Origin of the sequence: Marinobacter sediminicola, from assembly GCF_031157525.1 — a bacterium.
In the GTDB taxonomy this organism is placed as follows: Bacteria; Pseudomonadota; Gammaproteobacteria; order Pseudomonadales; family Oleiphilaceae; genus Marinobacter; species Marinobacter sediminicola.
In genome coordinates this window covers 132,577-158,466 of record NZ_JAVIXR010000005.1, presented here as the reverse complement: position 1 = coordinate 158,466, position 25,890 = coordinate 132,577, and the positions used below count along the sequence as shown (strand labels likewise).

Sequence of the window (25,890 nt, the reverse complement as noted above, 5' to 3'; positions counted from 1 at the left end):
CAGTCAGGCGAAACATTCTTTACATACTTCGAATAAAAGACCATAAACCATGTCCCGAAAGCCTTATCGTTCATTGGCATGTCTGTTCCTCTTGCTGGCATTCGGCGGCACTGCCTATGCGGCCGATGTGCGCATCGCCGTGGCCGCCAACTTTACCGACACAACACGTGAACTCATTGCTGCCTTTGGTGAAGCAACCGGGCTGGAGGCAGTTGCAAGCTACGGCTCCACCGGCAAGCTTTACGCTCAAATTGATAACGGCGCGCCGTTCGATGTGTTTCTTGCCGCCGACAGCCTTCGACCGGAGTTGCTTGAGAAAAATGGCCAAGGCGTAGCAGGCACCCGATTCACCTATGCACGCGGCAAGCTGGCGCTCTGGAGCCCGGTACCCGGTACTTTTGATGATCCCAAAGTCTGGCTTGAGTCCGGCGAGTTTGCTCGCCTGGCGATTGCGAACCCGAAAACAGCACCCTACGGTTTCGCGGCACAGGAAGTTCTCACCAAGATGGGCCTTTGGGACGCTTTGCAGGATCGCCTGGTTCGCGGCGATTCTATTGCCCAGACCTTCCAGTTTGTCGCCACCACCAATGCCCAGTCCGGCTTTGTCGCGCTCTCACAGGTGCGCTCATGGGATGACAAAGGCGGCTCGCTCTGGATGATTCCCCAAGCCGACTATTCCCCCATCAACCAACAAGCTATTCTTCTGGCTCGCAGCGAAAAGAACGATGCAGCCCACCAGTGGCTTGAGTTCCTGCGCGGCGACAAAGCCCGAGGCATCATTGAGAGCTTTGGTTATGAAACCGACCATTAAAACGTAACCCGGCCAACTCCATGGACATATACTGGGAGCCAGTGTGGCTCACCTTGAAGCTTGCAGGTTTTACCACCGCCATACTTCTGGTGGTGGGAACGCCCATCGCTTGGTGGCTGGCTCGCAGTAATCACTGGGTAAGACAGCCCATTGCAGCGATTGTTGCCCTGCCCCTGGTATTGCCGCCTACGGTTCTCGGGTTCTACCTTCTGGTGCTGATGGGACCGAAAGGCATGGTTGGCCGGATCACCGAGCAGTTGGGGCTTGGCCTATTGCCCTTCACCTTCGAAGGTCTGGTCATTGCATCGGTTATCTATTCCCTGCCATTTACCGTTCAGCCCCTGCAAAACGCATTCGCCTCCATTAATCAGCAACTTCTTGAAGTCGCATCCACGCTTCGGGCGTCACCCCGGGATCGCTTTTTTTCTATTGTGATCCCCTTGGCAAGGCCGGGCTTTCTAACCGCCAGCGTGCTCACCTTCGCCCATACCATCGGCGAATTTGGTGTTGTGCTTATGATCGGCGGCAACATACCCGGTGAAACCAAGGTGCTTTCGGTGGCCATTTACGACCATGTGGAATCCCTGGAGTACACCCAGGCCCACTGGCTGGCTGCGGGCATGGTTGTCTTCTCCTTCGTGGTGCTTGTAACCCTGTATTCACTGAATGGCCGGCTACAGTCCGGGCTGGTGAGATAATGGCGGCATCGGGAATACAGGCGCGTTTCGCCTGCAACGTTGGGACATTTGAACTGGACGTTGATCTGAACCTCCCGGGTAGCGGGCTCACCGCCCTGTTCGGGCATTCAGGCTGTGGCAAAACAACCTTGCTGCGTTGCATGGCAGGCCTGCAGCCGTCGGACGGCGCCATGCGTGTGAACGGCGACGAATGGCAGAATGAAACCGGTAGCCGCCCCGTTCATCAACGGCCTCTGGCCTATGTGTTTCAGGAAACCAGCCTGTTCCCTCACCTCTCGGTAAAGCGCAACCTGATGTACGGGTACAAGCGCATTCCTCAAAGCGACCGCCAAATATCCTTCGACCAGGCGGTTGAATGGTTGGGGCTCTCGCACCTGCTTGGCCGCATGCCGGAGAAACTCTCTGGCGGGGAGCGCCAGCGTGTGGCCATTGCCCGGGCACTGCTCACAAGCCCCAAGTTGTTACTGATGGATGAACCCCTGTCTGCCCTCGACCAGGCCAGCAAACAGGACATCATGCCCTACCTGGAAGCCCTGCGGGACAACCTTGCCATCCCCATGCTCTATGTGTCCCACTCCACAGCCGAAGTTGCACGGCTGGCGGACCACATTGTGATGATGAATGGCGGACGGGTTGTTGCAGAAGGCCCACTGCAGCAGATTATGGCTCGCACGAACCAGCCCTTTGGGCTTGAGGACGATGCAGGGGTAATTCTCGATGCCACCCTGTCGGAAAGGGATGAGCAGTGGCATCTGTGCCGTGCGGATTTTGAGGGAGGCCACCTCTGGCTGCGCGCAGATGAACGCCTGATGATCGGGCAGAAAATTCGGCTACAAGTGCTCGCAAGGGATGTCAGCCTGGCCCGGAGCGAGCAAACCGACCAGAGCATCCAGAATCTGCTGCCTGCGATCGTTGATGAAGTAGCCTTGGAGGTCAGCCCGGGCACATCCATTGTGCGCTTACTGGCTGGGAAAACCCCTTTTCTTTCACGCCTGACCAGCCGGGCCGTGCACGCTCTGGCCATTGAGCCCGGGCAGCACGTCTGGTTGCAGATCAAGTCCGTCGCCCTTGTTGATTGATCAACCGGACCGGGTTATGGCCCTTTTGGCCACAGCCTCTGCGGATTCAGACACGTAAGCTTCTTTGCACACACCGTTCAACTCCTGATAACGGGCCTGCAATGATGTACAGCACTCACCGCATCACCAGTAACAACATCTCACTGCATGCCGTGACCGAAGGGAATCCAGACGGCATACCTCTGGTTCTGGTTCACGGTTACCCGGACAACCACCGCGTGTGGGACAAGGTTGTTGACGCTCTGGCGTCAGATTTCTTTCTCGTGCGCTACGACGTTCGAGGTGCTGGCCTTTCAGACAAGCCGGTTCGCACCCGAGACTACCGCTTATCGCTGCTGGCCAAGGATCTTGAAGCCGTTGTGGATCAGTTATTGCCCAATCGCCATTTTCACCTGCTGGCCCACGATTGGGGCTCGATACAGAGTTGGGAATCGGTAGGCTCTAGCCCTCTTCAAGAGCGCATTCTTTCCTTTACCTCTATTTCTGGCCCCTGCCTTGACCATGTCGGGGCCTGGTTAAGAACACAGGCTTGGAACCTGACTGATGGTGGCCCAGTTAGGGTGGCCAAACAGCTGCTTAAATCCTGGTACGTTTTTTTGTTTCAGCTGCCCGTTATACCCGAAACCATCTGGAGCATGGGGCTTGATAGAAAGTGGCCAGCTATATTGCAGAAGCGGGAGGGGGTGACAGATGCCTGCTTCAGCAGCATGCAGAAGGAGGACGGGCGTTACGGCGTGCAATTGTACCGGGCCAACTTCGTGTCCCGCCTGCTCAGGCCACAGCCAAGGTTCGCAAGCTGCCCGGTACAACTGATCATTCTGAAGCACGACAGTTATGTGGGTGCCGACTTGTTCGGGCAGCTAAACCAATGGGCGGGCAAACTTACTCGAGTGCAATTAAACGCACCGCACTGGGCGCAGCTCACAGAACCAGACGCCGTTGCCAGTGCAGTACGCAGTTTTATTCGTTCTTAACGGGTTCCGAAAACCACCATGGTTTTGCCTTTTACCCGCACAAGCCCCTGGTCTTCCAGGGTTTTAAGCACTCTGCCAACCATCTCCCGGGAACAGCCCACAATGCGGCCAATTTCCTGGCGGGTGATTTTGATCTGCATGCCATCCGGGTGAGTCATGGCGTCTGGCTCCTTGCACAAGTCGAGCAAGGTACGAGCAACCCGGCCGGTTACGTCCAGGAATGCCAGATCGCCCACTTTACGGGTGGTTTGGCGCAGGCGCGACGCCATTTGCTCGCCAATAAAGTAGAGAACCCCAAGATCCTGCTGGGCAATTTCCCGGAACTTGGGGTAGCTGATTTCAGCCACCTCACATTCGGTTTTTGCCTTCACCCAGGCACTGCGGGAATCCATATTATCGAACAGCCCCATCTCGCCAAAAAAGTCTCCGGCATTGAGGTAGGCCATGATCATCTCGCGGCCATCATCGTCTTCGATGATAACCGTGACGGATCCCTTAACGATGTAAAAGAGGGAGTCGCTTTTATCGCCCGCGTAAATAATGGTGCTCTTTGCCGGATATCTGCGGCGATGGCACTGCGATAGAAAATAGTCGAGATGCTTGGTTTTCTGCTCAACTGGCTTAATGATAGTGGCCATAGTGCGGGACGTGCCTCCTCAAATACTGGCGGGATCCGATGTTTGTTGTTTGCCCGGCTTTCCATGCGGGTTTATTTTTTGCCAAATAACAGAACAACTTATAGCAAGAAGGTCTGCTTCGGGCAACTGGAAACAGTATACCGAATGTATCAACGGCATGCGCCATCGACTGCCAGAGGCTAGCGGTTATGCTAGCATCCTGTCCATTCGATACCACCCAGGCGGGCCCTTGCCCACCACCGCGCAACAGGAGTACACCCTTGATGAAAGCAACCGTCGACTGGACCGGCAACGCCAGCTTCCGAGCGACCAGTGGCACTGGCCACTCCGTACAGCTGGATGGCCCACCCGATCACGGTGGCGAAAACCTGGGGCCGCGCCCCATGGAGCTGCTGCTAATGGGCCTTGGTGGCTGTTCATCTTTTGATGTAATGAGCATCCTGAAGAAAAGCCGCCAGGATGTCACGGCTTGCCATGCCGAGCTGGAAGCCGAGCGCGCGGATGCTGTGCCTTCAGTGTTCACCAGAATTCACCTGCACTTTGTGGTGACCGGCCACAACCTGAAAGAAAGCCAGGTAAAACGCGCTGTTAGTTTGTCTGCTGAGAAGTATTGTTCTGCTTCGATTATGCTTGAAAAAGCCGGTGTGGAAATCAGCCACAGCCATGAAATCCGGACCGCAGCCCAAGCCTGACCCACAGCACTATTCAATACTCAACGGGGCGTGCATAATACCGCCCTTTCTCCGCCGGCTTGAACAAAAGGTGAACAACCTGAATCCTTGCCGGTGGCGGCCTGCGCAGAGCGTGTAACGACCGCCCTGCCGTCATTCATCTCCATAGATCGGAGGGCCTGAGCATGGAATCAAAACTCCAGTTGCACGGTTTCAACAACCTGACTAAATCCCTGAGCTTCAATATCTACGACATCTGCTATGCGCAGACTGAAGAGCAGCGCGAAGGCTATATTGACTACATCGATGAGATGTATAACGCAGAGCGCCTTACCCAGATTCTGACCGATGTGGTCAAGATCATTGGCGCAAACGTGCTCAACATCGCCCGTCAGGATTACGAGCCCCATGGGGCATCGGTGACCATGCTCATCGCCGAGCATGAACTGACCGACGGTGAAGAGCCCGACAACGAAGAGTCACCCGGCCCGCTACCCGACACCATCGTAGCTCACCTCGACAAGAGCCACGTGACGGTACACACCTATCCCGAGAGTCACCCCCACGAGGGAATCAGTACCTTCCGGGCAGACATCGATGTGTCCACCTGCGGCCTGATATCGCCCTTGAAGGTTTTGAACTATCTGATTCACAGCTTCGATTCGGATGTGGTGACCGTTGACTACCGTGTACGTGGCTTTACCCGCGATGTAGACGGCACCAAGCATTACATTGATCACGACATCAACTCGATCCAGAACTACCTGACCGAAGATACGCAGAATGCTTATCAGATGATCGATGTGAACGTGTATCAGGAAAACCTTTTCCACACCAAAATGATGGTGAAAGAGTTCAACCTCGACAACCACGTTTTCGGTGAAAATGCGGAAGATCTTGACCCTGAGATTGCGCGCACGATTGAAGAGCGACTTCGTCGCGAAAAGCTGGAGATATTCTACTCTCGCAACATGGAGTAAGAGCACCCGGCACGGCTTCTGCCAGGTGCAACCCTGGCAGATTCAGGCGAAAGATTTTTGTGCGATCAGGCGCTGCACCATCGGTCTTACAATGAGATCCATGGCCAGCGCCATTTTTGTGCCTGGAATAACCAGAGTGTCGTGGCGTGACAGCGTGCTGTTCTGTATCGCCTGCAGCAGGTAGGAAAAATCTACCTCTGAAGCATCCCGAAACCGGATCACAAACATGCTTTCATCTTCGGTGGGCACATCCCGGACCACAAACGGGTTGGACGTATCTACCAGAGGGATACGCTGAAAGTTGATATGGGTGTGTGAAAACTGCGGCACTATATCGTGAACGTAGTCATCCATACGGTTGATGATGGTGGTAACCACGGCTTCCTGACTGTACCCACGCTGATGGGTGTCCCGGTGTATTTTCTGGATCCACTCCAGGTTTACGATAGGCACCACGCCAATCATCAAGTCCACATACTGGGCAATATTGTAGGCTTCACTGACTACCGCCCCGTGCAAGCCCTCGTAAAACAGCAGATCCGTGTCTGCCTGCAAAGACCCCCAAGCCGTAAAGGTGCCCGGCTTATGGCCTTCGGCCTGCAGGTCGCGATCTTCATCGTGCACATACTGCCGGTACCGGCCATTGCCTGTGTGGCTGTAGTCGTAAAACAGCGCTTCCAACTTGTCGATGTGATTGGCGGCAAGGGCAAAGTGGTTGCGCTCACCAAACTGACCCTTTGCAGCCAGCCGAGCCATCTGCTCACGGTTGTAGCGGTGAAAACTGTCGCCGCTGACCATCGCCGCCGCTAGCCCCTCATTCGCAAACATGCGCCGAAATATCTGGCCTGTGGTACTGGTGCCCGCACCGGACGAGCCGGTTACGGCAATAATGGGATGACGTTTTGACATGGCTGAAGTGCGCCGTCGGTTGTATATAATTCTGGTGAATGTTGGATGTTCGCCATGAAGACGTCAGGCAAGGCTGTCGAGCGAGCGGGGCTTTTCAATCACAAAGCCCTGAGCGTAATCCACGCCCAACTGCCTCAGTGTATCCAGAACGTCGCGGGATTCAACCTGGCTGGCAATCACTTCCCGGTCCATATAATGCGCCATATCCACCATGGACTGCACCATGGCACGATCGGTTTCGCTGGTACTGAGCTGGCCAGTGAAGGCGCTGTCTATCTTGATTAAATCCACCGGGAGCGAGCGCATGAACTCGAATGAGCTGGGGCCACTGCCAAAGTTTCCGAGACAGAACCTGCAACCCAGCTCCTTCATCTCGATAATAAAGTCAGCCACCGCCTGCACATCATTGATGGCGGAGGCTTCGGTGACTTCAAACCAGAGGCGCTCGATGGGGGCGTCTTTCTCGCTCAGCTTTTCATAAATGTGCTCAAGCAGCGACTGGTCGTTTAATGAATAGCCCGAGAGGTTGATACACACGCCGCCAAGATGGCGGGGATCCGGCGCCTGCACCCGCAGCCAGTCCAGCATGTGGCCGACTACCCAGCGATCTACCGCCTGCATGCGATCATACCGCTCTGCCATGCGCACAAAATCACGCCCGGTAATCAGCACCCCGGCGTCATCGTACATGCTGATCAGCACTTCGTACTGTGCCGCCATTTTGGTACGGCTGTGCAGTGGAATAATTTTCTGGCAACGCAAGAGCATGCGCTCTTCGTCGAGATCACCAAGGCTGGCGACTTTCGCCGCTATCTGCTCCTGCCGCGCCTGATCGCCGGCATCCAGAGAATACTCCGCCACCTTGCCAAGACCTTTCGTTCTGGCGCTACCTAAAGCCTGTTCAGACGCTCGCAGCCAGCGCTCGGCGCTAACCAAACCTGGCAACTCCGGCACAACACCTATACAGGCAGACAACTGATAGCTGCGCTCACCATAAACAAACTCAGCCGCTTCGACAGCCAGAATAAGATTGCGGGCTGCATCGTCAGCGTTTTCCGCTGGCACCAGCATGCCAAACTCGTTCCCCGCGAGCCTTGCCAGAGGCATTCCGTCCCCTACATGTTCTCGCAACAAATCCGCCACACGTTTGAGCGCATCGTCACCCGCCTGATAACCCGCTGTGTCATTCAATAACCGGAACTTGCGCAGATCCAGCCTGAGCAGCGAGCGCTCGTCTTCGCGTCTTGCTAATTGCTGGTCAAGCATTCGCTCAAATTCACGGCGACCGAGCAGCCCTGTGAGCTCGTCGTGGGTGGAGGCCCAGGATAACTGGTCATAAACTTTGCGCACCATTCGGTCGATGCTCTCATCCACCAACGGCCGCTCGTATTGGCCATCGGGCACGATAATTCCTTTACGCATCTGGCGTGCCAGGGCTTCCAGCTCAAGTTCCACGACTCGCATACCCTGGTGGTTCACAAACACGAACCGGGTGAATCCACGAGCCACCCAGACCAGACGGATATACTGCGGCTCGTCGGGCTTTTCCTGATCCCGAAGCCAATCACCCGTACGCAGCCTCTGGGCGCGATTTATCCAGCGCTGCAGACTGCGCTGTTCGCGCTCAGACAGCGACTGCTTAAGATCTTTGACAGGTTGTGTTTTAGGCACTTCCACCATTTCCGGCGGGCTCTCAGGACTGCGCACCAGAAACTGTTTCAGCTCATCCCGTATCTGGGATGATGGCAGGTGGTTACTGGAAATAGACGCTAGCCCATCCTGAATAACCCGGAGCAATTCCGGCAGGTTTATGGCGGAATCACGATCTTCTGAAAACGTCAGCAGCGAATCGACAACCGCAAGGTAGTCGTCCCAGATCTGGCTGTCCGGGCCCTGGCGAATCCAGGTCAGTGACAGCAAATCCCGCCAGCCGCCATCCAACAGACTGAGCACCGCTTTCGGAACCTTCCGGCCCGCCAGCTTCTGGCTCAACATCTCCGCTACGGCAACCTTCGATTCCGCTACTTTTTGAGCGCCTTCGGCTGCGGCAGTTACCCGTTCGACGTTGCGCCGATAAACAAGGTTCTGCCGGTCAATCAAGCCATCCAACTCTTGCACAGTGTGTTCAAAAACGCCGGTATCCTGCTCAAACTCGGTAGTGATACGCTGGACAAGCTCATCAACCTTACGCTGCACCACCGGGTTCAGACGACCACCCTTGACACCCAACTGGGCCAGTCGGTTCATAACCCCTCTAACCGGGCTGTTTTTGTCGTCAAAAAAGGCGGGGTCGCGCATCACCACTTTCAATACCGGAACCTGAAGCTGGCGCATTCGCTCTTGAGCGTATTCGCTGAGCTTCGGGCTCTCAGTAATCGAGTGAAAAAAACGGTCTACAACATCCAGTGTACTTTGTTGTTCATCATCCAGTTTCTTGCCGCCCATCTCGCGGACTTTTTCCACCACCCGCTCGCGCAGGGGGACAACATTATTTGTCGCTTCAACCGGCTCCGCCTGCAGTTGTTGGAGTTCGCGCTGCAATTCACCGGGGGACATAGGCTGGGCGTTAACGGGAAAAGGTGCTGGCGCAGCACTATCGCCTTTGGCCCGGGTAGCTGAGAGTGTTCCCAGCAGGTTCCGCACGGTCGCAAAGGCTGTTTGAGCCGCCTGGGCATAGCCTCGGAACTCAGTACCCACCCGGGATTTTCCGGCGCCGGCGTCACGGGGCACTGACGGTTCTGTGCCGGGCTGAGCCTGATTATTTTGCCGCGCAGTGTTACGCGTTGATTCCAACGGCGCAGACACAGGCTGTGGCGGGCTTTGCTCCTCTGCTGACTTACCATCAGGGCTACTGGCGGTTTGCTCACTCAGGTACTTACTGAGATCGAGATCCGGCAGCACGCCATGGCGAATCAGAATATTGTTCAGTTCCTTATAAAGTGGACCAAGGTGGTGCAGGACTGACTGCTCAAACACCTTCAGGCAAATTTTCTCGACTTCTCTGGAAGCCTTGAGCTGAGAAAGCCCCCCATGAAAGGACTCACACACGAGCGATGGTCCTAGCGGATTGTGGTGCCCGGTCGCGTTGGCTATGCCCAGCTTGTCCAACCGAAGCTTGAGCTGAAGAAGGTCCTTGCGATATTGGGTGTCGGCTTTTGTCACCATTACCCGGATAGTCAGCCAGTCCTCAAACTCTCCTTTGTCCACAACAGACAGTTCGGAACCCGGGAAGCCTTTAGGCGCAGGTTTAAGCGGCGATTCGAGACTACGAGCCATCTGATGCCAGATAACCCGTTGCCGGGCCTTAACCTGGCCCGAAAAATCCATTAACTCGTTCGCCTGCTGATCATTTGTAGCTTTCTGCGCCGCTGCTTTCAGGGTATCGGCCATTTGCACAAAGCAGGCATCCATAAGCGGTTCTATGTGCTGGATAACCGCCCTCGCCGACTGGTGCAGGACAAACTGGACTCGCTCACTCGGAGCGCGTAATGAAGCCCGTGCCTGGCTATCGGACCCGCCACATTGCTGCAGCATAGACGCAACGGCTTCCGGGTTATTGCGGGTGAAACTGACGCCCATAGCACCATCAATACGCCTGGCAACACTAACGCGAAGCTCATGTCGCTGCTTACCATCGGGGCCGCGGAATCGCACAGTCAGTTCAGGTCGACCTGCCGTGGCAAACGCCCGGTCCAGTTTACGGGATGTCTCACCGGAGTAGCGGACAAAAAGCCCTTCAGCGCAAAAATCCGCAATCTGGCACGGCCATGTCTCACCCGTGCCCAGGTCAATCTGGGCAGCAAGCTTGATAGGTTTGCGTGGGCTGCTTCGACGTTCTCTCGGATCCATGAACTACCTGATGTTGCGCAAAGCCGGGGCGGCCGGAAATTCTGCTCGCCAGCGACTAACGTCCCTGAAAAGTGGCCGCTGCCACCTGCTTCTATAAATTAATGCTGGTGCTTAATACCAATACGATAAGTGTACTATAGCGATCAGTGACGGACACATATACCGCCTAACCGTAACATCTTGGTCTATGAAACAGCTTAGTCAGATATATACAGTTTTACTACTGATAACACTACTGAATGGCTGCACCACAATCAGCTACTACACTCAGGCCGTTCGCGGCCACCTGGCTCTAACTATAGCGGGTAAACCGGTCGACAGCCTGATTGCCAGCGAAGACACGCCACCAGAGCTCCGGGACAAGCTTGCCCTATCCCGCGAGGCGCTGCTGTTTGCAAAGGATCGCCTGCGGCTCACGCCCGGAGCGGCCTTTACTGACTATGTGGTTCTTGAACAGCCCTGGGTTGTGGTCAATCTTGTGGCGGTACCTGAATTTTCCCTGCAGCCTCACCAATGGTGTTATCCGGTGCTGGGTTGCCAGGCCTATCGGGGTTACTTTCACCTTGAGGATGCCCGCAAAGAAGAGCAAAACTACCGCGCCAAGGGCTACGATACCTTTATAGGTGGGGTCACCGCCTATTCGACTTTGGGCTGGTTTGACGACCCACTGCACTCCGGTTTTACCAATCTTGCAGATGATCGCATGGTGGCCCTGATGTTCCACGAGTTAGCCCACCAGGTGATTTATATCAAAGGGGATACTGCCTTCAATGAAAGCTTTGCCACTGCGGTTGAGCTGGAAGGCCTGAGGCTGTGGCTGGATCAAAAAGGCGATTCAAAGGCGTTCGACCGGGCCTTGGCGCAGCTTGAACTGCGCAACGAAACCCATGCCCTGGTGGCTGCTACAAGTGCCAGGCTGGAACAACTCTATCAACAACACGCTGTAGTTTCGCCGAGCAGTCTACGTGAGCGAAAACAACGCCTGTTTGATGAGCTCAATAAACGCTATGAACAACTGCTAACCAGCAGGTCAACCAATATTGGCCCGTTCGGACCTCCCCCGGTGGCTTTCAACAACGCCAGGATTGCGCTTTTCGCCCAATACAACCAGCACGTACCGGCCTTTCGGCAGTTACTAAAGCAATCCAGCTACGATTTCCCGGCATTTTACGGTGCAGCAGAGACTCTCTCCAGAAAACCTGATGATCAGCGCCAGCAAGCACTAAAATTGCTTTCAGAGCGGTTTGAAGAAAACTTTTGAATTGCGCTGGGTGTTGTATGCCGCAAGCTTTGGCCCAGGCAAAGACTGCACCGTGCTGGGCAGGAAGCCTCGCTCGCGAAACCAGTGCTCGGTTTGCGTGGTGAGCACAAATAGCTTCTGGATGCCCTGGCCACGGGCGTGCTTTTCCACCATCAGCAGTATATCGTCGCCCCTGCCAGCCCGCCGATAAGCGGAATCGACCGCGAAGCACGAGAGCTCACCTGCCCCCTCTTCCGGGTAATTGTGCAGGGCAGCGCAGCCCACAATGGTGCCGTCACGCTCTGCAACAACATAGTGCTCAATATCCGTTTCCAGCATTTCCCGCGAACGCCGCACCAGAATGCCTTGTTCTTCCAATGGCTCGATCAGCCCCAGAATGCCGCCAATGTCTTCAGCTCGGGCCTGGCGGATTTGCTCATAGTGGTCGCCACTGACCAGCGTGCCTGTGCCATCCCGGGTGAACAGCTCCTCCAGCAAAGCACCATCGTTCACATAACTGATGAAATGTGCCCTCCTGACGCCCTTTACACATGCATCGCAGGCGGCGCGCAACAGATCTGCGTCATGCCCGGTAACCGTGCCATCCGCCAACCGCTCGGGCGCCTGGCGGGCCGAGAGTTCGCGAATCAGGGAGCCATCCTGCTCAAGCAAGCCTTGGTCATCAATGAATACGATGAGTTTTTCCACCTGCAAAGCCGCGGCGACCTGACTACCCACATCTTCATAGGAAAGATTGAAGGCATCTCCGGTGGGCGAATAACCCATAGGCGGAAGCAAAACGATGTGTCCCTGCTCCAGCTGCTTTTCAATACCGGCTACGTCAACACGACGCACCTTGCCGGTGTAGCCGAAGTCAATACCATCCAACACCCCAACCGGCTTCGCAGTGACAAAATTGCCACTGCTTACCCGTATACGTGCATTGTGCATGGGTGAATTCACCAGCCCCATGGACAACTGACTTTCGAGGTGAGCACGGAGGCCACCGGTTGCCTCCATAACCAGAGGCAAATGGATTTCGGGCGTTATACGAAGGCCGCGGGAGAAAGATGATTCCAGACCAGCTTCATCCAGGCGTTTCTGTATCTGCGAGCGGGCGCCATAAGCAACAATCAAGCGCACACCCAAGCTGGCAAGCAGCGTGATGTCATGGATGATATTAATAAAATTTTCGTGCTCAAAGGCATCGCCAGGAATGGTCAGCACTACCGTACGGCCCCGGTGTGCGTTTATATAAGGCGATGAATGGCGAAAAGAATGCAGCCAGTCGTTTGGTTTCAAATGTTATTCCCCAATCGTATTTTTACGTGATTTTCCGCGCGTCCGCACACTAGAAGAAACTTAAAGGCAAAACTGCCGGATGAGCCCCTGAAGGATTTTCACTGTGGGCTCCAACTGAGACATTTCTATAAACTCATCGGGCTGATGCGCCTGATCGATAGAGCCCGGGCCAAGAACCAGGGTTTCCATACCGAGCTTTTGCAGCCAGGGCGCTTCGGTCGCAAAAGCGACAGCATGGGCAGTGTGGCCGGTTAACGCCTCACAGGCTTTCACCAGAGCCGCATCTGCGGGCGTCTCGAAGGGTGGGACGCCGTCAAACAGCGGTTCAAATTCCATCGTTAATTCGCGCCGCTCAGCCATTGGCCTAAGCCTGTGGAGAATATCCTGACGCAGGTTTTCCATGCTCATACCGGGCAGTGGGCGCAGATCAAAATGCAACTCGCAGCGGGCGCAAATACGGTTCGGGTTATCGCCACCGTGGATGCAGCCGAGGTTGAGGGTTGGCACCTGCACCTCGAAATTCGGATTGCGGTATTGCGCCTGCCAATCGGTGCGCAGGGCCAGAAGCTCACCAAGAGCTTCGTGCATACCTTCCAGCGCATTGCGGCCAAGGCTGGGGTCAGAAGAATGGCCAGACTGGCCCTCAAACGTCAGCCGCTCCATCATGATGCCCTTGTGCATTCGCACAGGCCTGAGGCTGGTGGGCTCTCCGATAACCGCATAACGGGCTTTCGGCTTGCCGGCCTCAGCGAGCGCTCTGGCGCCATTCATGGAGGTTTCCTCGTCGGCTGTCGCGAGGATAATCAGGGGCTGTTTCAGGTCCGCGGCCGTAAAGGCTTTGGCGGCTTCAATAGCCAGAGGGAAAAAGCCCTTCATGTCGCAAGTGCCCAGGCCGTACCAGCGATTGTCCCTTTCTGTCAGGGTGAAAGGGTCGCTTTGCCAGCGCTGATCATCGAACGGCACGGTATCCGTGTGACCGGCAAGCACCAATCCACCGGAGCCGCTGCCCAGCGTTGCAATCAGGTTATACTTGCCGGGCGTGTCAGGCACCGCCAGAAGCTCAACGGCAAAGCCCAGAGCCTCAAGCCACTCCCCCAGCCGCCGCACCACTGGCTCGTTGCTGTGATCCCATTCCGCCGAAGCGCTGCTGATCGACGGCAGCGAAACCAGCGTGGTCAGCATGTCACGCACGCCCGGAACCGAGTTGGCCCTGTTGAACGTTTTACGACTGTCGGTATCGTCGCCAAACTGCGGCATTGTGTCTCCTCGCTCCTGCTGGAGCGCTATTGTGCCTGGCCGCGTCGCCAGACCTCGAACCCTGCAATCGCGCGCATCACGATCGGATAGGACACCTCGCCTCCAGCGACTTCACGCGCAACTTCCAATTCCTGTTCGCTAACGCTCGCCAGACGACCTTGCACCATATTCCCATTCGAGAGTGTCACCCTCACCTTGCGACCAACCCACTCAAGTGCGGTTTCAAGATCCTCCGCGTGCCAGCTGACTGCCGCTGGGTTTTCACGGGGCACAAGCGGCTCAAGCGCTTCCTTGGGAAGTTCTGGCACAACAGGTTCGACCTTGCGAAGAAACACATCCGGCACCCTTGCGCCATTGTATTCTACGGCCCAGGCCAGGGAGCCATCCGAACGTTCATCCTCTTTGCGCACCGGAATACCAAGGGCTTCGGCGTCCAACCGCACAGTCGCGGTTATTTCTCCACCTTCAAGTAACCACTGCTGGTACAGCGCCAGTAACTGCTCACTGGGGCGCCAGCCGCGAGCGTTCAGGCCAGTTTCGAAGGTTTCCAGTGCGCGCCCAGCCCACTGCGAGGTCCCCAAACCGGACTCTCGGGCACAATAGGCCGCCACCCGGCGCATGAGCCCTCCGTCTCTGACAGTAACCTCCAGAGGCTGAGATGAGCTCGTCAAGGTTGTTTCTGGCGAGATCAGGTTAATGCGGGCACCCGGCCAGTTGAGCTCAAGGCTGCCGGTATTTGCCGAGTTCAGTTCAAGGTGAAGCCGCTCAGGTGTCTGCTCCAGCACCAATTCGCCGGATAAGCGGGTAATGCCCATGCGCAACAGGTCGCCACTGCCAAGATGCTGGCGCGGGTCCGGAGCACAGGGAAGAGCAAATAGTGCAGCCTGTTCACGACCGCTGGCGCCGTCTGCTGTTACCCAGTTGCGGAACATGGTTGCCTCAAGCACCAGCGCCAGCCCTTCGGCCTGCAACGACCAGCTGGCCGGCAGCTGGGCTGGATCGACGAGAGCCTGAAGCAAAGCAACAGGCGACCCGGCCTCAAATTCAGCGCGGCCAATAACCAGAGGCTGGGTCAGTTCGAAGCCCTGCCAAGATGCCTCAGTGAATACCAATCGCCCTTCTACGCCGGAACCAATTTTACCCCGCTCCAGAACGCCGCTTTCACCAAGCGTCTGGCGCGCTTCTGCCATGCGCTGGTCCGCCAGCCACCAGACCCCGGCCTTGAATACAGCAAAACCAATCAAAGCTGCCAGTATCAGAGTTGTGAGCAGGCGTTTCATCCGGAAAGTCCTCAGGCAGCGCGTCAGTTACAGAAAATCATCAGTTACGGGATATCAGGGTGCCAACACCCTCATCGGTGAAGATTTCCAGCAGGCAGGCATGGGCCACGCGGCCATCAATGATATGAGAGGTGCGCACACCGTTCTCCACGGCGCTCAGTGCGCAGCGAATTTTCGGCAGCATGCCGCCGTGAATGGTGCCATCTTCAATCAGATCATTTACCTGTTGCGCCGTTAACCCGGTAAGCACTTTGTCTTCCTTGCTCTTGAGGCCAGACACATTGGTCAGAAGCATGAGCTTTTCAGCCTTCATAGCTTCTGCAACTTTACCGGCTACCAGATCCGCGTTGATGTTGTAGGAGGTGCCATCCGGGCCCACTCCAATGGGCGCAATGACCGGAATCACGTTGCTGCGGGTGAGCATATCAATCACGTCCACATTGATACTCGCCACCTCGCCAACACGCCCGATATCGATAATCTCGGCGCGCTCCAACTCCGGTGAGCGATCCACTACTTCCAGCTTGCGTGCGCGAATGAGGTTGGCGTCTTTTCCGGTCAAGCCGATGGCGGTACCACCCTGAGCGTTGATCAAGGACACAATTTCCTTGTTCACCTGGCCGCCCAGCACCATTTCCACCACATCCATGGTGGCGGCATCGGTCACTCGCATGCCATTCACAAAGCGGGACTGAATATTGAGGCGCTGCAGCAGCTCGCCAATCTGCGGGCCACCACCATGAACAACAATCGGGTTGATACCCACAAGCTTCATGAGCACCACATCACGAGCGAAGCTGCTTTTCAGCTCCTCGTTTTCCATGGCATTGCCGCCATACTTAATAACCACTGTTTTCCCGGTAAACCGTTGAATATACGGTAAACCACGGCTTAGAACAGTAGCCACTTGCATTGCTGTTTCACGATCCAGCGTCATCTTTTTGCCTTAATAAATCAGAATAAAAACAGGATTCCTACTGGGCTGTCATCAGAAGTCAGCCACAAGATCCGGTGCTACTTTCTGGAGCTGGGCCCGGAAAACATCTTTTATCCGCTCCAACGCCTCTTCCGTTTCAGCTTCAAAGCGAAGTACCAGCATGGGTGTGGTATTTGAGGCGCGGCACAAACCCCAACCATCGGTGTAATCCACACGAATACCATCAATCTTGCTGATATTACCGTCGCCAAAATCACCCTCTGCACCAAGTTGCTCCATTATGGTGAACTTGCTGCTTTCAGTGACTTCAACGTTAAGCTCCGGCGTGCTTATATCCTCGGGGAAGTCTTCAAACACTTCACTACTGTGCCGGTCTTCTATGCCCAGTATTTCCAGCAGCCTGGCCGCAGCATATAGCCCGTCATCAAAACCGTACCAGCGCTCGGCGAAGAAAATATGGCCGCTCATCTCTCCCGCCAGCAAAGCGCCAGTTTCCTTCATTTTTGCTTTCATCAACGAATGGCCAGTTTTCCACATGATGGGGCGCCCACCCGCTTCCGAAATCACGCCAGCAAGCCGACGGCTGCACTTCACATCGTAAATCACGTCGGCACCGGGATTCCGTGACACCACATCACGGGCAAAGAGCATCAATAAACGATCTGGCCAGATGATCTTGCCGGTATTCGTCACCAGGCCCAGCCGGTCGCCATCGCCATCAAACGCCACACCAAGATCTGCGCCTTCGGCCTTCACCCTTTCAATCAGATCCGCAAGGTTGGCTGGTTTGCCAGGGTCCGGATGGTGATTCGGGAAGTCCCCGTCCACCTCGCAGTACATCGGAATAACTTCACAGCCAAGTTCTTCAATCAGCATCGGCCCCAGCTCGCCTGCAATGCCGTTGCCGGCATCTACAACAACCTTGAGCGGCGCGGCCACGGCGATATCGCCCACAATCCGATCAAGGTAAGCCCTGCGAACATCTTCAGTAGACTGTTCACCACGGCCAGCGGCCAGATCACCTGTCTGCACTCGCTTGTACAGCGCCTTGATGGCATCGCCAGAGAGGGTTTCACCGCCCAGCATGATCTTGAGGCCGTTGTAATTAGCCGGGTTATGGCTTCCTGTCACCATAACGCCTGACCCATTCTCAAGATGATGGGTCGCAAAATACAGCACCGGCGTTGGCACTGCGCCCACATGAATAACATTACAGCCGGAAGCCATAACACCACGAGCCAGCGCATCTGCAAGCCCAGGGCTGGAATGGCGGCCATCGTAGCCAATACACAAAGATGACAGGCCTCGGCTGATAGCCTCTGACCCTATGGCTGTGCCTATCTGCAGCACAACAGACGGAGATAAGGTCTCACCAACAATGCCTCGAATGTCGTAGGCCCTGAAAATGTCCGGCGACATCTCAACAACTTGCTCATCCATCTCTTCTACATCTGGCATTTCTCCGCCTGTAAAGAATGAGCTGTCATTATTGCCGCTGCCAAAGCCCAGAACGTCTTCATCGCCGTCCAACATATCAATATCAGGTATGTCGCTATCCTGAAACAACGGCTCAGCATCGCCAATCTCGGCCGCCCCACTTTTTTTGGCGGGCTTCGGCTTCGCTGTCTCTGCAGCTTTTGTCAGGCGCTTTTCTACAACCTGGGAGAGCCTGTAAAGCACCTCGGCAGCGGAGGCGACCATATCCCACTGGAAGCTGGGCAACTTTTGACGCTCACCACCAAATACCTTGTGAGCCCACTGAATCAAGTTGGTCACTTCCTGGCGCAAATTCTTCTGGGCGCTAATCAGCAATACCCACACCAGTATGGCGGCTATGACAGATGGCACACCCATCAACAGCGCAACCCAGATGATATTGATGGGAGGCTCTGGTGCAGCATTCGGTGTATAGCGCAGAACCCAGTCAGGGTTGGCGAGAGTCCGGGTTTCAGCTGTACTTGCATTTGCTCCAGTACTGCCGCCGTTACTCGCGAACGTGCGGGATGCTCCGGAGACTGTCTGCACCAATGCTAACTCGCCTCCAAGCTGTGTGTTGTTAACGGAGAGAAGCGGCTGCAACTGAGTGGCATCAAATACCAGCAAAAGACTGCCCACGACCGCCTTACTGGATGGGTTGCGAACCGGAACGGCCATCTGGACATACCAACGATTTTCACGCGGGAACGCATCCGGGTGCAGAAGTTGAGTGTTCTCAGCGCGACGAGCCAACTCAAGACCCGCAAAACCAAGCAAGCCGTTTGCGTCACCAGTCCTGGGAATCTGGCGATATGGAAACAGGTAGGCTGCCTGCACGCCGGGTAAGGCGGTCGCCAATCTCTGCTGGACCATGGCGGGATCTGCGCGATCCATCAGCGCATCCACAACATGAGGTTGGGTAGCCAGACCATTCACGCTCTGCTGCATCAAGGCAAGGTACTGACTTATGCGCTGAGCCGCGGCATCGGCTTCAGCGGCTTTCCAGGCGCTATATCGTTGTTCGGCCGCCGGCAGCAATACCAGAAAATAAACGAGAACCACTGCAGCAATAGCAGCCACCAAAACAACCAGCGCCTGCTTGATCGCCGTCTGTCCCAGATGTGTCATTTTAGAGCTTGCGGAAGCCCGGGGTTTCAGTTTTTTTTCTGCTTTAGCAGCCGGTTGCTCATCAACGGGCGCCTCAGACACTTTCTTCTTACCCAGTTTCATAGTTCATCCTGCAAATTATCTTTTTTGTCCTGGACAAGCACTTGTCGGAAAAGTATAGACGCCACAGCGGCTTTCTGCGCTAAGGCTACCGGGTTCCGGTAGAGCCAAAGCCGCCTTCGCCCCGGGAGCTGGCATCAAACTCGGAAACCACTTCAAAATCCGCCTGAATTACCGGCACCAGCACCAGCTGAGCAATCCGCTCGCCTACTTCCACAGTGAAGGCGGTGCTGCCGCGGTTCCAGCAGGACACCATCAATTCGCCCTGGTAGTCGGAATCGATCAATCCGACCAGGTTACCCAGCACGATGCCGTGTTTGTGACCCAGCCCGCTTCTGGGCAGGATCATGGCAGCCAGAGACGGGTCTGCAATATAAATGGACAGCCCGGTTCTTATGAGCTGGGTATCCCCGGGATTCAGGGTCAGGGGCTCATCAAGGCAAGCCCGCAGATCCAACCCAGCCGATCCTTCAGTGGCATACTCGGGGAACGCAATCTGGTTGCCGATCCGATCATCAAGAATACGTACCTGTAAATTCTTTTTGCTCATATTAGTCCTGCTTCAAATGTTCGCCAATCAGCGCTATGAGGCGCGATGCAATAGCTTTTTTGGTGTCTGGTCCTATCGCCTCTTGCCCATCCGGCCAGAATACCGTGACGGCGTTATTGTCGCTGTTGAAGCCGAGGCCGGGAACAGAGACGTCGTTGGCGACAATCATGCGCAACTTCTTGCGTTGCATTTTGTCCTTGGCGTAGCTGGCCACGTCAGTAGTTTCAGCTGCAAAGCCCACAGTAAACGGCGCATCGTCGCGCCCGGCAATGGTTGCCAGCGTGTCAGGGTTACGCACCAGTGGCAGAGCCATGGACTCACTGGACTTTTTGATCTTGTCATCAGCACGGCTTTCTGGCCGATAATCCGCAACAGCTGCCGTTGCGATAAACAGGTCGCAGCCTTCATCTACTGCGTCCATGGATGCCTTCAACATGTCTTCGGCTGTAACTACCGGGCGTATTTCAATTCCCGCAGGAGCAGGCAGGTTGACCGGGCCGCTCACCAGCACAACGCTGGCACCCGCATCCCGCGCCGCTACCGCCAACGCATAGCCCATCTTGCCAGAACTGTGGTTAGTGATATAGCGCACAGGATCTATGGGTTCACGGGTAGGGCCGGCGGTAATTACGACACGCCTGCCTGCAAGCTCTCCAGCCCCGGAATGCGTATTCATGATCAAGGCAGCGATTTCCGCGGCCTCAAGCATTCGCCCAGGCCCATTGTCACCGCAGGCCTGCTCACCCTGTGCCGGGCCCCAGAGCGAAATTTGCAGATCACATTCCAGCAAACGTATGTTGCGCTGGGTACGCTCATTGCCCCACATAGCCTGGTTCATGGCAGGGGCTACCGCGATGGGCGCCTCAGTTGCGCAACAGACAGTGGTCAGCAGGTCATCAGCCATGCCCTGTGCCAACCGCGCGATAAAATCCGCAGAAGCAGGCGCAATAACTACCTGATCGGCCCACTTGGCCAGCTCTATATGCCCCATGCCAGCTTCGGCTTCAGGATCCAGCAGAGACGTCCGCACTGGCTCACCACTAAGCGCCTGGAAGGTCAGAGGGGTTACGAAGGCTTCAGCGCCTTGCGTCATGATAACCCTTACCTCATAGCCAGCCTTTTTCAGCAAGCGCACAAGCTCGGCACTTTTATAGGCTGCAATGCCACCGGTTACACCCAGCAGAATTTTTCTGACGGCCATCATAAGGCTCCGTATCCGCTTAATATGAAAGGCTTATAAGATAGCATGCCCAGCGGATACCGACAGCCTGCAAGGTAGTTCCCTCGTTTACCATTTGTTGCTTTTTGAAGTAGTCTTCGTAACTGAAAGGCGCAGGAAGCGCGAAAACCCTGGAAAATCCCGAAAACAATTCGCAAGGAAGCTGACATGACCGACCCCGCCTGGCCTATGGATGAGCGCCCTCGCGAGCGACTACTCGCCCACGGCCCCGAAAGCTTGTCTGACGCAGAACTGCTGGCCATTTTTCTACGCACCGGCACCACCGGCATGCCGGTTATGGAACTCTCGCGCTTTCTTCTGCAGGAGTTTTCTGGCCTGCGCGGATTGCTGACAGCCTCCCGTCGGCAATTCTGTGGCGTGAAAGGGCTGGGCACCGCGAAATATGCACAGGTTCAAGCCGCCATGGAAATGGCCCGCCGTGTAATGGACGAGCCTCTGCGCCAAGGCGACCCACTTCGCTCACCGGAGGATACCCGGCGTTTTCTCACCAGCCGGCTGGGCACCTACCCTCACGAAGTTTTTGCGGGTCTTTTTCTGGACAACCGGCACCGGGTCATTCAATACCGCGAGCTGTTCAGAGGTACTATTGACGGCGCAGCCGTGTATCCAAGAGAAGTAGTGCGACAAGCGCTGGAAGATAATGCGGCGGCCGTTATTTTCGCCCATAATCACCCCTCCGGAGTCGCCGAACCCAGTCAGGCAGACATCTCGCTGACCAAGCGCTTGAAGGAAGCACTCGGATTGGTGGATATCAGGGTTCTTGACCATATGGTGATTGGCCACGGTGAGGTAATATCCCTCGCAGAACGTGGATTAATGTAAGCCGTCGCAGGCGAATGCGCGAAAACTGGACAAAATCCCAACAATTTTTTGCGTTGAGGTGCTGGTTCTGGTATAAAAGCGTCCCTTTCTGGCGGCGTCTGGCGAGCAGCGTTCAGTTCAGGGGCGCAAACAGGAGTCTAATCACTCCTCGGCAACCAGAGACGCAATTAAAATCGAATTCGTATTTATCAAGACCATTGCTCAGGTCGGAGGCAAGTATGTCCAGAGTTTGTCAGGTAACCGGTAAGCGTCCGGTTTCCGGTAACAATGTTTCTCACGCGATGAACCACACCCGTCGTCGTTTTCTGCCTAACCTGCAAAGCAAGCGCTTTTGGGTTGAGTCTGAAAAGCGTTTCGTACGGCTGCGCACGTCTACCAAAGGCATGCGCATCATCGATAAAAAAGGTATTGACGCTGTATTGGCCGATCTTCGTGCCCGCGGCGAGAAAGTATAAGGAGCTGCATCATGCGCGAAAAAATCAAGCTGGTTTCATCAGCAGGCACGGGTCACTTCTACACGACCATGAAGAACAAGCGTAACACTCCGGAAAAAATCGAGATCAAAAAGTACGATCCGGTTGTCCGTAAGCACGTTGCGTACAAGGAAGCCAAGATCAAGTAATTCCTGATCCGGCACCCACAAAAAAACCCGGCAATGTGTCGGGTTTTTTTGTGGTCTCTTTTCAGAAAAACGCGTCAGAACTTTTCCAGATACCCATCAGGTAACGCTATGTCCATGGCGATCGGCAAGTGATCTGACATGGGATAGCTCACCACTTCCGAATTCCGTATCTGCAAACTCGGGCTCACCAGAATATGATCCAGAGCCTTCTCGGGCCGCCAGCTTGGAAAACTGTGGGCGCTGTCCGGTAGAGGTATCAGATCTGTGTCTTTCAAGGGCGTCTGGGTCAATAACTGCTCCGCATGGGCGTTCATGTCCCCCATCAGCACCACATGTCGGTACTTTGATATCAACTCACTGATAAAGCCCAACTGTCGTTGCTGCGCTGACTTGCTAAGGGCAAGGTGCATCATCACCAACACCAGCGGGTCCTCTTCGGTGCCATAGCGGGCCACAATGGCGCCTCGCCCGGGGAGCCGCCCAGGCAATTTGTATTCTTTTACGTCCAGGGGGCGGAACCGACTCAGCAAACCATTGCTGTGCTGGGCAATCTGCCCCAGGTTGCGGTTGAGCTGCTGATGCCAGTAGGGAATGCCCGCTGCTTCAGCGAGGTACTGAACCTGATTGATATGCCCGCTGCGCAGGCTCCCACCATCACACTCCTGCAGCGCCACCACATCGTAGTTTCTCAGTAGTGACGCTATGCGATCCAGATTCTGGATACGGTTACGATGGGGAAGAAAGTGCTGCCAGCTTCTGGTCAGGTAGTGGCGATAAGACGATGTGCTGATGCCCACCTGTATATTAAACGTGAGCAACCGAAGGTGGCGCTGGGGCTCGAACAAGGGCACATGCTCAAGCCCCGAGTTAGAGCCTTTCGGCTCGTCCCGGGCACTGATAATGCCATCGAGCTGCTTTCTGAAGCGTTTATACATGATACTTCTGCTGCTTAGCTCCGTTTCCCAACCCTAAAAGCAAGAAAGCCAGGCGAGGCACCGCTTAAGGGTTCGCAGCCTGCTCTTTCTCCACCAGATAATCCACAACGGCCAGCATCGCTTCAAGGCTACCCGCCATCGATGCACTAACTGTGTACTTACCATTTACCAGCATAGACGGTGTGCCCGTAATCCGCGCGCCCCGGATTTTCGCCTGCGCCTGCTGCATACGCGCATTAACCCCAAAACTTTTGAAATTATTCAGGAATTCATCACGATCCACGCCATAACCTGCAACAAAATCAGCCAAAGATTCAGCATCATTCAACGGCCGACGCTGGCCCGCCAACGCCTCGAAAAGAGCGTCGTGCACCTTATCCAGCGAATTCATGGCCTCTAGCGCATAAAATGCCTGTGCGTGGGGAACCCAGGAACGACCCAGCGCAGCAGGGATACGCACGTAATTTACATAATCCGGAGCATTGGCTTCCCAGGCTTCGGCAAGGGTCTTGAAGTTATAGCAGTGCGGACAGCCGTACCAGAACACTTCGGCTACCTCGATACCAGGGCCACTGTCTGTACGTACCGGAGTGTCCAGCTTTTTATAATGTACGCCTTCCTGCCAGTCATCCGCATTGGCTTGGCCAAAAACTGCCAAGGCCGCCAACAGCAGTCCGACTGTTCTGAGTGCTCGAAACATGAAATATCTCCAGATGTTGTAAATATCGTTATAAGGGAATTATGACCCGCCAAACCTGAAAAGTTCCACCGTTAGTGGATTACAGGTTCGACAGACGAAAAACCCCGCACTAGGCGGGGCTTTTTATCAGGCTGCGAACAATTGGATCAGTTCAGTCCAGAAATATAGCTGGAAACAGCCTTGATTTCTGCATCGGTCAGCCTGGCAGAAACATCCATCATAATCGCCGCGTTTGATCCGCTTGCACGGGTGCCATCGCGATAGGCTTCTAACTGCTTAGCCAGGTACTCGGCATTCTGCCCACCAATGTGCGGATACCCGGCTGGCTCATTACCTTTACCCTGCGGGTTGTGGCAAGCAGCGCAAGCGGGAACACCAGAAGCCAAATTGCCACCACGGTAAAGCGCGGCGCCCTTCTCTACCAACTCCGGGTCGGCCTGACTGACTACCATCTCCTGCTGCGCAAAGTACGCTGCCAGATCTTGCAGGTCCTGCTTGGAATTGCCAGTGAGCTGGCCTGTCATCTCAGGAATTGAGCGCGAATCTTCCTGAATGGCCACCAACTGGTCAAACAGATACCTTTCGCCCAGCCCGGATAGCTTCGGATAAGCCCCCATAATCGGCTTGGCTCCACCCTCACCATGACAGGCCTGGCACGCGGCCGCCGCCTGCTTTCCCGCTTCAGGATCACCTGCCCCATGCGCCATTGCTGTAAGGCCAACGCCGAAAACAAATCCTGCGATCAGTTTCTTCATGCTCGCTCCGCTTCTCTCATCTCGAATATATTCTTGGTTTACAGCCGGCAGGCGCTGTTCAGTCAGGCTCAAGACCAAGGCTGACAGCGGTTACGCCAAGCGTACCGCCCGGAATTGGTGTAGCATTATACATTAATCTCTAATAACTGAAATCCAAAGGAAAGCCAACCGCTGTGGACTCTGACCTGACTCAAAAAAGCATCTCTTTTAACAGCGCTCGCTTCCTGATTAGCGCGCCCCGGCTGGAAGACTGCCCAACAGATATTGGCGCAGAAGTCGCCTTTGCCGGACGTTCGAACGCAGGGAAATCCAGCGCCATGAACGCCATTACTGCAAACGGCAAGCTGGCCCGAACCAGTAAAACCCCCGGCCGCACGCGCCTGATCAACTTTTTTTCCCTGAACCGCGAGCACGCTCGGCTGGTGGATTTGCCCGGATACGGCTACGCGAAAGTATCCCGGGATATGAAGGATGACTGGCAAAAGCACCTGGGACAATATCTGAACCAACGCCAATGCCTAAAGGGCCTGGTTCTGGTGATGGACATTCGCCACCCGCTCACCGAATTTGATCAGATGATGGTGGAATGGTGCGAACATAACAAGTTGCCACTGATGATTTTGGCAACCAAGGCCGACAAGCTGAAATTCGGGCAAGCCAAAACTACCATGCTGGAGATCGCCAAAAAGCTAAAGGCATTCACCTGTGTTGAGCACCTGATTATGTTCTCGTCAACATCCAAGCGCGGGGTTGATGAGTGCCGGGCGGCACTGACAAACTGGTTGGAAGATTCGGCAGAAGGCAGCCAATAGCGCAGAAAAAACCGGCCTGTGAAAACAGGCCGGTAAAAACGTCAGGGTTTGCGACGTGTTAAAACCTGAGAACTCACTCAGGGAGGCGCCAGAAATGTCCGAATTGCCAGCGCCACTAATTAAGAC

General features: G+C 55.3%; 24 protein-coding genes. 11 read left to right on the top strand and 13 right to left on the bottom strand.

What is annotated here, in order from left to right:
* Nucleotides 1-49 precede the first annotated feature (49 nt).
* The 4 genes from modA (at nucleotide 50) to RG807_RS09485 (ending at nucleotide 3,562) form a co-directional block, all read left to right on the top strand.
* Nucleotides 50-811 (top strand): molybdate ABC transporter substrate-binding protein, encoded by a 762-nt coding sequence (modA, locus tag RG807_RS09500; protein ID WP_309044699.1) that lies wholly within the window; start codon nucleotides 50-52, stop codon nucleotides 809-811.
* Between the two features lie 20 nt (nucleotides 812-831).
* A complete protein-coding gene (modB, locus tag RG807_RS09495; RefSeq protein ID WP_309044698.1) occupies nucleotides 832-1,509 on the top strand; it encodes a molybdate ABC transporter permease subunit in 678 nt (225 codons plus the stop codon).
* Nucleotides 1,509-2,588 (top strand): molybdenum ABC transporter ATP-binding protein, encoded by a 1,080-nt coding sequence (modC, locus tag RG807_RS09490; protein WP_309044697.1) that lies wholly within the window; start codon nucleotides 1,509-1,511, stop codon nucleotides 2,586-2,588. Before modB ends, modC begins: the two co-directional genes overlap by 1 nt.
* Before the next feature lie 101 nt (nucleotides 2,589-2,689).
* Nucleotides 2,690-3,562 carry an alpha/beta fold hydrolase gene (locus RG807_RS09485; RefSeq protein ID WP_309044696.1) on the top strand — a complete coding sequence of 291 codons (873 nt, stop codon included), beginning with the start codon at nucleotides 2,690-2,692 and terminating at the stop codon, nucleotides 3,560-3,562.
* Here the strand turns inward: RG807_RS09485 and crp are convergent.
* Nucleotides 3,559-4,200 (bottom strand): cAMP-activated global transcriptional regulator CRP, encoded by a 642-nt coding sequence (crp, locus tag RG807_RS09480; RefSeq protein WP_100638015.1) that lies wholly within the window; start codon nucleotides 4,198-4,200, stop codon nucleotides 3,559-3,561. The genes RG807_RS09485 and crp overlap by 4 nt on opposite strands.
* A gap of 263 nt (nucleotides 4,201-4,463) precedes the next feature.
* On the opposite strand from crp, the gene RG807_RS09475 reads away from it, so the two are divergent.
* Both RG807_RS09475 and speD read left to right on the top strand, forming a co-directional pair.
* Entirely contained in the window at nucleotides 4,464-4,892 is a 429-nt protein-coding gene (locus RG807_RS09475; protein WP_309044695.1) for an OsmC family protein, read from the top strand.
* A 164-nt stretch (nucleotides 4,893-5,056) separates the two neighbouring features.
* Complete coding sequence (gene speD / locus RG807_RS09470) at nucleotides 5,057-5,851, top strand: adenosylmethionine decarboxylase (protein ID WP_298452412.1); 795 nt, start codon at nucleotides 5,057-5,059, stop codon at nucleotides 5,849-5,851.
* A gap of 42 nt (nucleotides 5,852-5,893) precedes the next feature.
* Here the strand turns inward: speD and RG807_RS09465 are convergent, their stop codons facing one another.
* Nucleotides 5,894-6,760 (bottom strand): phosphoribulokinase, encoded by an 867-nt coding sequence (locus tag RG807_RS09465; protein ID WP_298452410.1) that lies wholly within the window; start codon nucleotides 6,758-6,760, stop codon nucleotides 5,894-5,896.
* A 63-nt stretch (nucleotides 6,761-6,823) separates the two neighbouring features.
* Nucleotides 6,824-10,609 (bottom strand): DUF1631 family protein, encoded by a 3,786-nt coding sequence (locus RG807_RS09460; protein WP_309044694.1) that lies wholly within the window; start codon nucleotides 10,607-10,609, stop codon nucleotides 6,824-6,826.
* 187 nt (nucleotides 10,610-10,796) lie between these two features.
* On the opposite strand from RG807_RS09460, the gene RG807_RS09455 reads away from it, so the two are divergent.
* Nucleotides 10,797-11,870, top strand: coding sequence for an aminopeptidase (locus RG807_RS09455; protein WP_309044693.1), 1,074 nt, complete (start codon nucleotides 10,797-10,799; stop codon nucleotides 11,868-11,870).
* Here the strand turns inward: RG807_RS09455 and argA are convergent.
* The 7 genes from argA to coaBC all read right to left on the bottom strand — a co-directional run bounded on the left by argA (nucleotide 11,844) and on the right by coaBC (nucleotide 21,079).
* Nucleotides 11,844-13,151 carry an amino-acid N-acetyltransferase gene (gene argA / locus RG807_RS09450; RefSeq protein WP_309044692.1) on the bottom strand — a complete coding sequence of 436 codons (1,308 nt, stop codon included), beginning with the start codon at nucleotides 13,149-13,151 and terminating at the stop codon, nucleotides 11,844-11,846. The genes RG807_RS09455 and argA overlap by 27 nt on opposite strands.
* 60 nt (nucleotides 13,152-13,211) lie before the next feature.
* A complete protein-coding gene (gene argE, locus RG807_RS09445) occupies nucleotides 13,212-14,408 on the bottom strand; it encodes an acetylornithine deacetylase (protein WP_309044691.1) in 1,197 nt (398 codons plus the stop codon).
* Nucleotides 14,409-14,434: 26 nt separating this feature from the next.
* On the bottom strand, nucleotides 14,435-15,688 hold the full coding sequence (locus tag RG807_RS09440; RefSeq protein ID WP_309044690.1) for an acetylornithine deacetylase: 1,254 nt from the start codon (nucleotides 15,686-15,688) through the stop codon (nucleotides 14,435-14,437).
* A 40-nt stretch (nucleotides 15,689-15,728) separates the two neighbouring features.
* A complete protein-coding gene (argB, locus tag RG807_RS09435) occupies nucleotides 15,729-16,625 on the bottom strand; it encodes an acetylglutamate kinase (RefSeq protein WP_200202247.1) in 897 nt (298 codons plus the stop codon).
* 51 nt (nucleotides 16,626-16,676) lie between these two features.
* Nucleotides 16,677-19,331 (bottom strand): phosphomannomutase/phosphoglucomutase, encoded by a 2,655-nt coding sequence (locus tag RG807_RS09430; RefSeq protein WP_309044689.1) that lies wholly within the window; start codon nucleotides 19,329-19,331, stop codon nucleotides 16,677-16,679.
* An 85-nt stretch (nucleotides 19,332-19,416) separates the two neighbouring features.
* Nucleotides 19,417-19,878: a dUTP diphosphatase gene (gene dut / locus RG807_RS09425; RefSeq protein WP_309044688.1), complete on the bottom strand. Its 462-nt coding sequence runs from the start codon at nucleotides 19,876-19,878 to the stop codon at nucleotides 19,417-19,419.
* Between the two features lies 1 nt (nucleotide 19,879).
* Nucleotides 19,880-21,079, bottom strand: a complete 1,200-nt coding sequence (gene coaBC / locus RG807_RS09420) for a bifunctional phosphopantothenoylcysteine decarboxylase/phosphopantothenate--cysteine ligase CoaBC (RefSeq protein ID WP_309044687.1) — start codon at nucleotides 21,077-21,079, stop codon at nucleotides 19,880-19,882.
* 186 nt (nucleotides 21,080-21,265) lie between these two features.
* Between coaBC and radC the strand changes: the two genes are divergently transcribed.
* The 3 genes from radC (at nucleotide 21,266) to rpmG (ending at nucleotide 22,562) form a co-directional block, all read left to right on the top strand.
* Entirely contained in the window at nucleotides 21,266-21,940 is a 675-nt protein-coding gene (gene radC / locus RG807_RS09415; protein WP_309044686.1) for a RadC family protein, read from the top strand.
* A gap of 218 nt (nucleotides 21,941-22,158) precedes the next feature.
* Nucleotides 22,159-22,395, top strand: coding sequence for a 50S ribosomal protein L28 (gene rpmB / locus RG807_RS09410; RefSeq protein ID WP_200202252.1), 237 nt, complete (start codon nucleotides 22,159-22,161; stop codon nucleotides 22,393-22,395).
* Between the two features lie 11 nt (nucleotides 22,396-22,406).
* A complete protein-coding gene (gene rpmG, locus RG807_RS09405) occupies nucleotides 22,407-22,562 on the top strand; it encodes a 50S ribosomal protein L33 (protein WP_071263342.1) in 156 nt (51 codons plus the stop codon).
* Between the two features lie 74 nt (nucleotides 22,563-22,636).
* Here rpmG and RG807_RS09400 read toward each other — a convergent pair whose 3' ends face one another.
* From RG807_RS09400 to RG807_RS09390, 3 genes are all read right to left on the bottom strand, one after another.
* Nucleotides 22,637-23,497, bottom strand: coding sequence for an endonuclease/exonuclease/phosphatase family protein (locus RG807_RS09400; protein WP_309044685.1), 861 nt, complete (start codon nucleotides 23,495-23,497; stop codon nucleotides 22,637-22,639).
* Between the two features lie 64 nt (nucleotides 23,498-23,561).
* Nucleotides 23,562-24,197, bottom strand: a complete 636-nt coding sequence (locus RG807_RS09395) for a thiol:disulfide interchange protein DsbA/DsbL (RefSeq protein WP_309044684.1) — start codon at nucleotides 24,195-24,197, stop codon at nucleotides 23,562-23,564.
* A 146-nt stretch (nucleotides 24,198-24,343) separates the two neighbouring features.
* Entirely contained in the window at nucleotides 24,344-24,952 is a 609-nt protein-coding gene (locus tag RG807_RS09390; protein WP_309044683.1) for a c-type cytochrome, read from the bottom strand.
* Between the two features lie 173 nt (nucleotides 24,953-25,125).
* Between RG807_RS09390 and yihA the strand changes: the two genes are divergently transcribed.
* Nucleotides 25,126-25,764: a ribosome biogenesis GTP-binding protein YihA/YsxC gene (gene yihA / locus RG807_RS09385; RefSeq protein WP_309044682.1), complete on the top strand. Its 639-nt coding sequence runs from the start codon at nucleotides 25,126-25,128 to the stop codon at nucleotides 25,762-25,764.
* Nucleotides 25,765-25,890: the final 126 nt, after the last annotated feature.

Excerpts from the sequence above, each read along its gene's own strand:
- RG807_RS09390 (WP_309044683.1), bottom strand. The coding sequence starts at position 24,952 with ATGAAGAAACTGATCGCAGGATTTGTTTTCGGCGTTGGCCTTACAGCA.
- rpmG (WP_071263342.1), top strand. The coding sequence starts at position 22,407 with ATGCGCGAAAAAATCAAGCTGGTTTCATCAGCAGGCACGGGTCACTTC.
- argB (WP_200202247.1), bottom strand. The coding sequence starts at position 16,625 with ATGACGCTGGATCGTGAAACAGCAATGCAAGTGGCTACTGTTCTAAGC.
- RG807_RS09485 (WP_309044696.1), top strand. The coding sequence starts at position 2,690 with ATGATGTACAGCACTCACCGCATCACCAGTAACAACATCTCACTGCAT.
- modA (WP_309044699.1), top strand. The coding sequence starts at position 50 with ATGTCCCGAAAGCCTTATCGTTCATTGGCATGTCTGTTCCTCTTGCTG.
- RG807_RS09400 (WP_309044685.1), bottom strand. The coding sequence starts at position 23,497 with ATGTATAAACGCTTCAGAAAGCAGCTCGATGGCATTATCAGTGCCCGG.
- coaBC (WP_309044687.1), bottom strand. The coding sequence starts at position 21,079 with ATGGCCGTCAGAAAAATTCTGCTGGGTGTAACCGGTGGCATTGCAGCC.
- speD (WP_298452412.1), top strand. The coding sequence starts at position 5,057 with ATGGAATCAAAACTCCAGTTGCACGGTTTCAACAACCTGACTAAATCC.
- RG807_RS09475 (WP_309044695.1), top strand. The coding sequence starts at position 4,464 with ATGAAAGCAACCGTCGACTGGACCGGCAACGCCAGCTTCCGAGCGACC.
- modB (WP_309044698.1), top strand. The coding sequence starts at position 832 with ATGGACATATACTGGGAGCCAGTGTGGCTCACCTTGAAGCTTGCAGGT.
- RG807_RS09455 (WP_309044693.1), top strand. The coding sequence starts at position 10,797 with ATGAAACAGCTTAGTCAGATATATACAGTTTTACTACTGATAACACTA.
- RG807_RS09430 (WP_309044689.1), bottom strand. The coding sequence starts at position 19,331 with ATGAAACTGGGTAAGAAGAAAGTGTCTGAGGCGCCCGTTGATGAGCAA.
- argE (WP_309044691.1), bottom strand. The coding sequence starts at position 14,408 with ATGCCGCAGTTTGGCGACGATACCGACAGTCGTAAAACGTTCAACAGG.
- crp (WP_100638015.1), bottom strand. The coding sequence starts at position 4,200 with ATGGCCACTATCATTAAGCCAGTTGAGCAGAAAACCAAGCATCTCGAC.
- modC (WP_309044697.1), top strand. The coding sequence starts at position 1,509 with ATGGCGGCATCGGGAATACAGGCGCGTTTCGCCTGCAACGTTGGGACA.
- dut (WP_309044688.1), bottom strand. The coding sequence starts at position 19,878 with ATGAGCAAAAAGAATTTACAGGTACGTATTCTTGATGATCGGATCGGC.
- radC (WP_309044686.1), top strand. The coding sequence starts at position 21,266 with ATGACCGACCCCGCCTGGCCTATGGATGAGCGCCCTCGCGAGCGACTA.
- RG807_RS09395 (WP_309044684.1), bottom strand. The coding sequence starts at position 24,197 with ATGTTTCGAGCACTCAGAACAGTCGGACTGCTGTTGGCGGCCTTGGCA.
- RG807_RS09440 (WP_309044690.1), bottom strand. The coding sequence starts at position 15,688 with ATGAAACGCCTGCTCACAACTCTGATACTGGCAGCTTTGATTGGTTTT.
- RG807_RS09465 (WP_298452410.1), bottom strand. The coding sequence starts at position 6,760 with ATGTCAAAACGTCATCCCATTATTGCCGTAACCGGCTCGTCCGGTGCG.
- rpmB (WP_200202252.1), top strand. The coding sequence starts at position 22,159 with ATGTCCAGAGTTTGTCAGGTAACCGGTAAGCGTCCGGTTTCCGGTAAC.
- RG807_RS09460 (WP_309044694.1), bottom strand. The coding sequence starts at position 10,609 with ATGGATCCGAGAGAACGTCGAAGCAGCCCACGCAAACCTATCAAGCTT.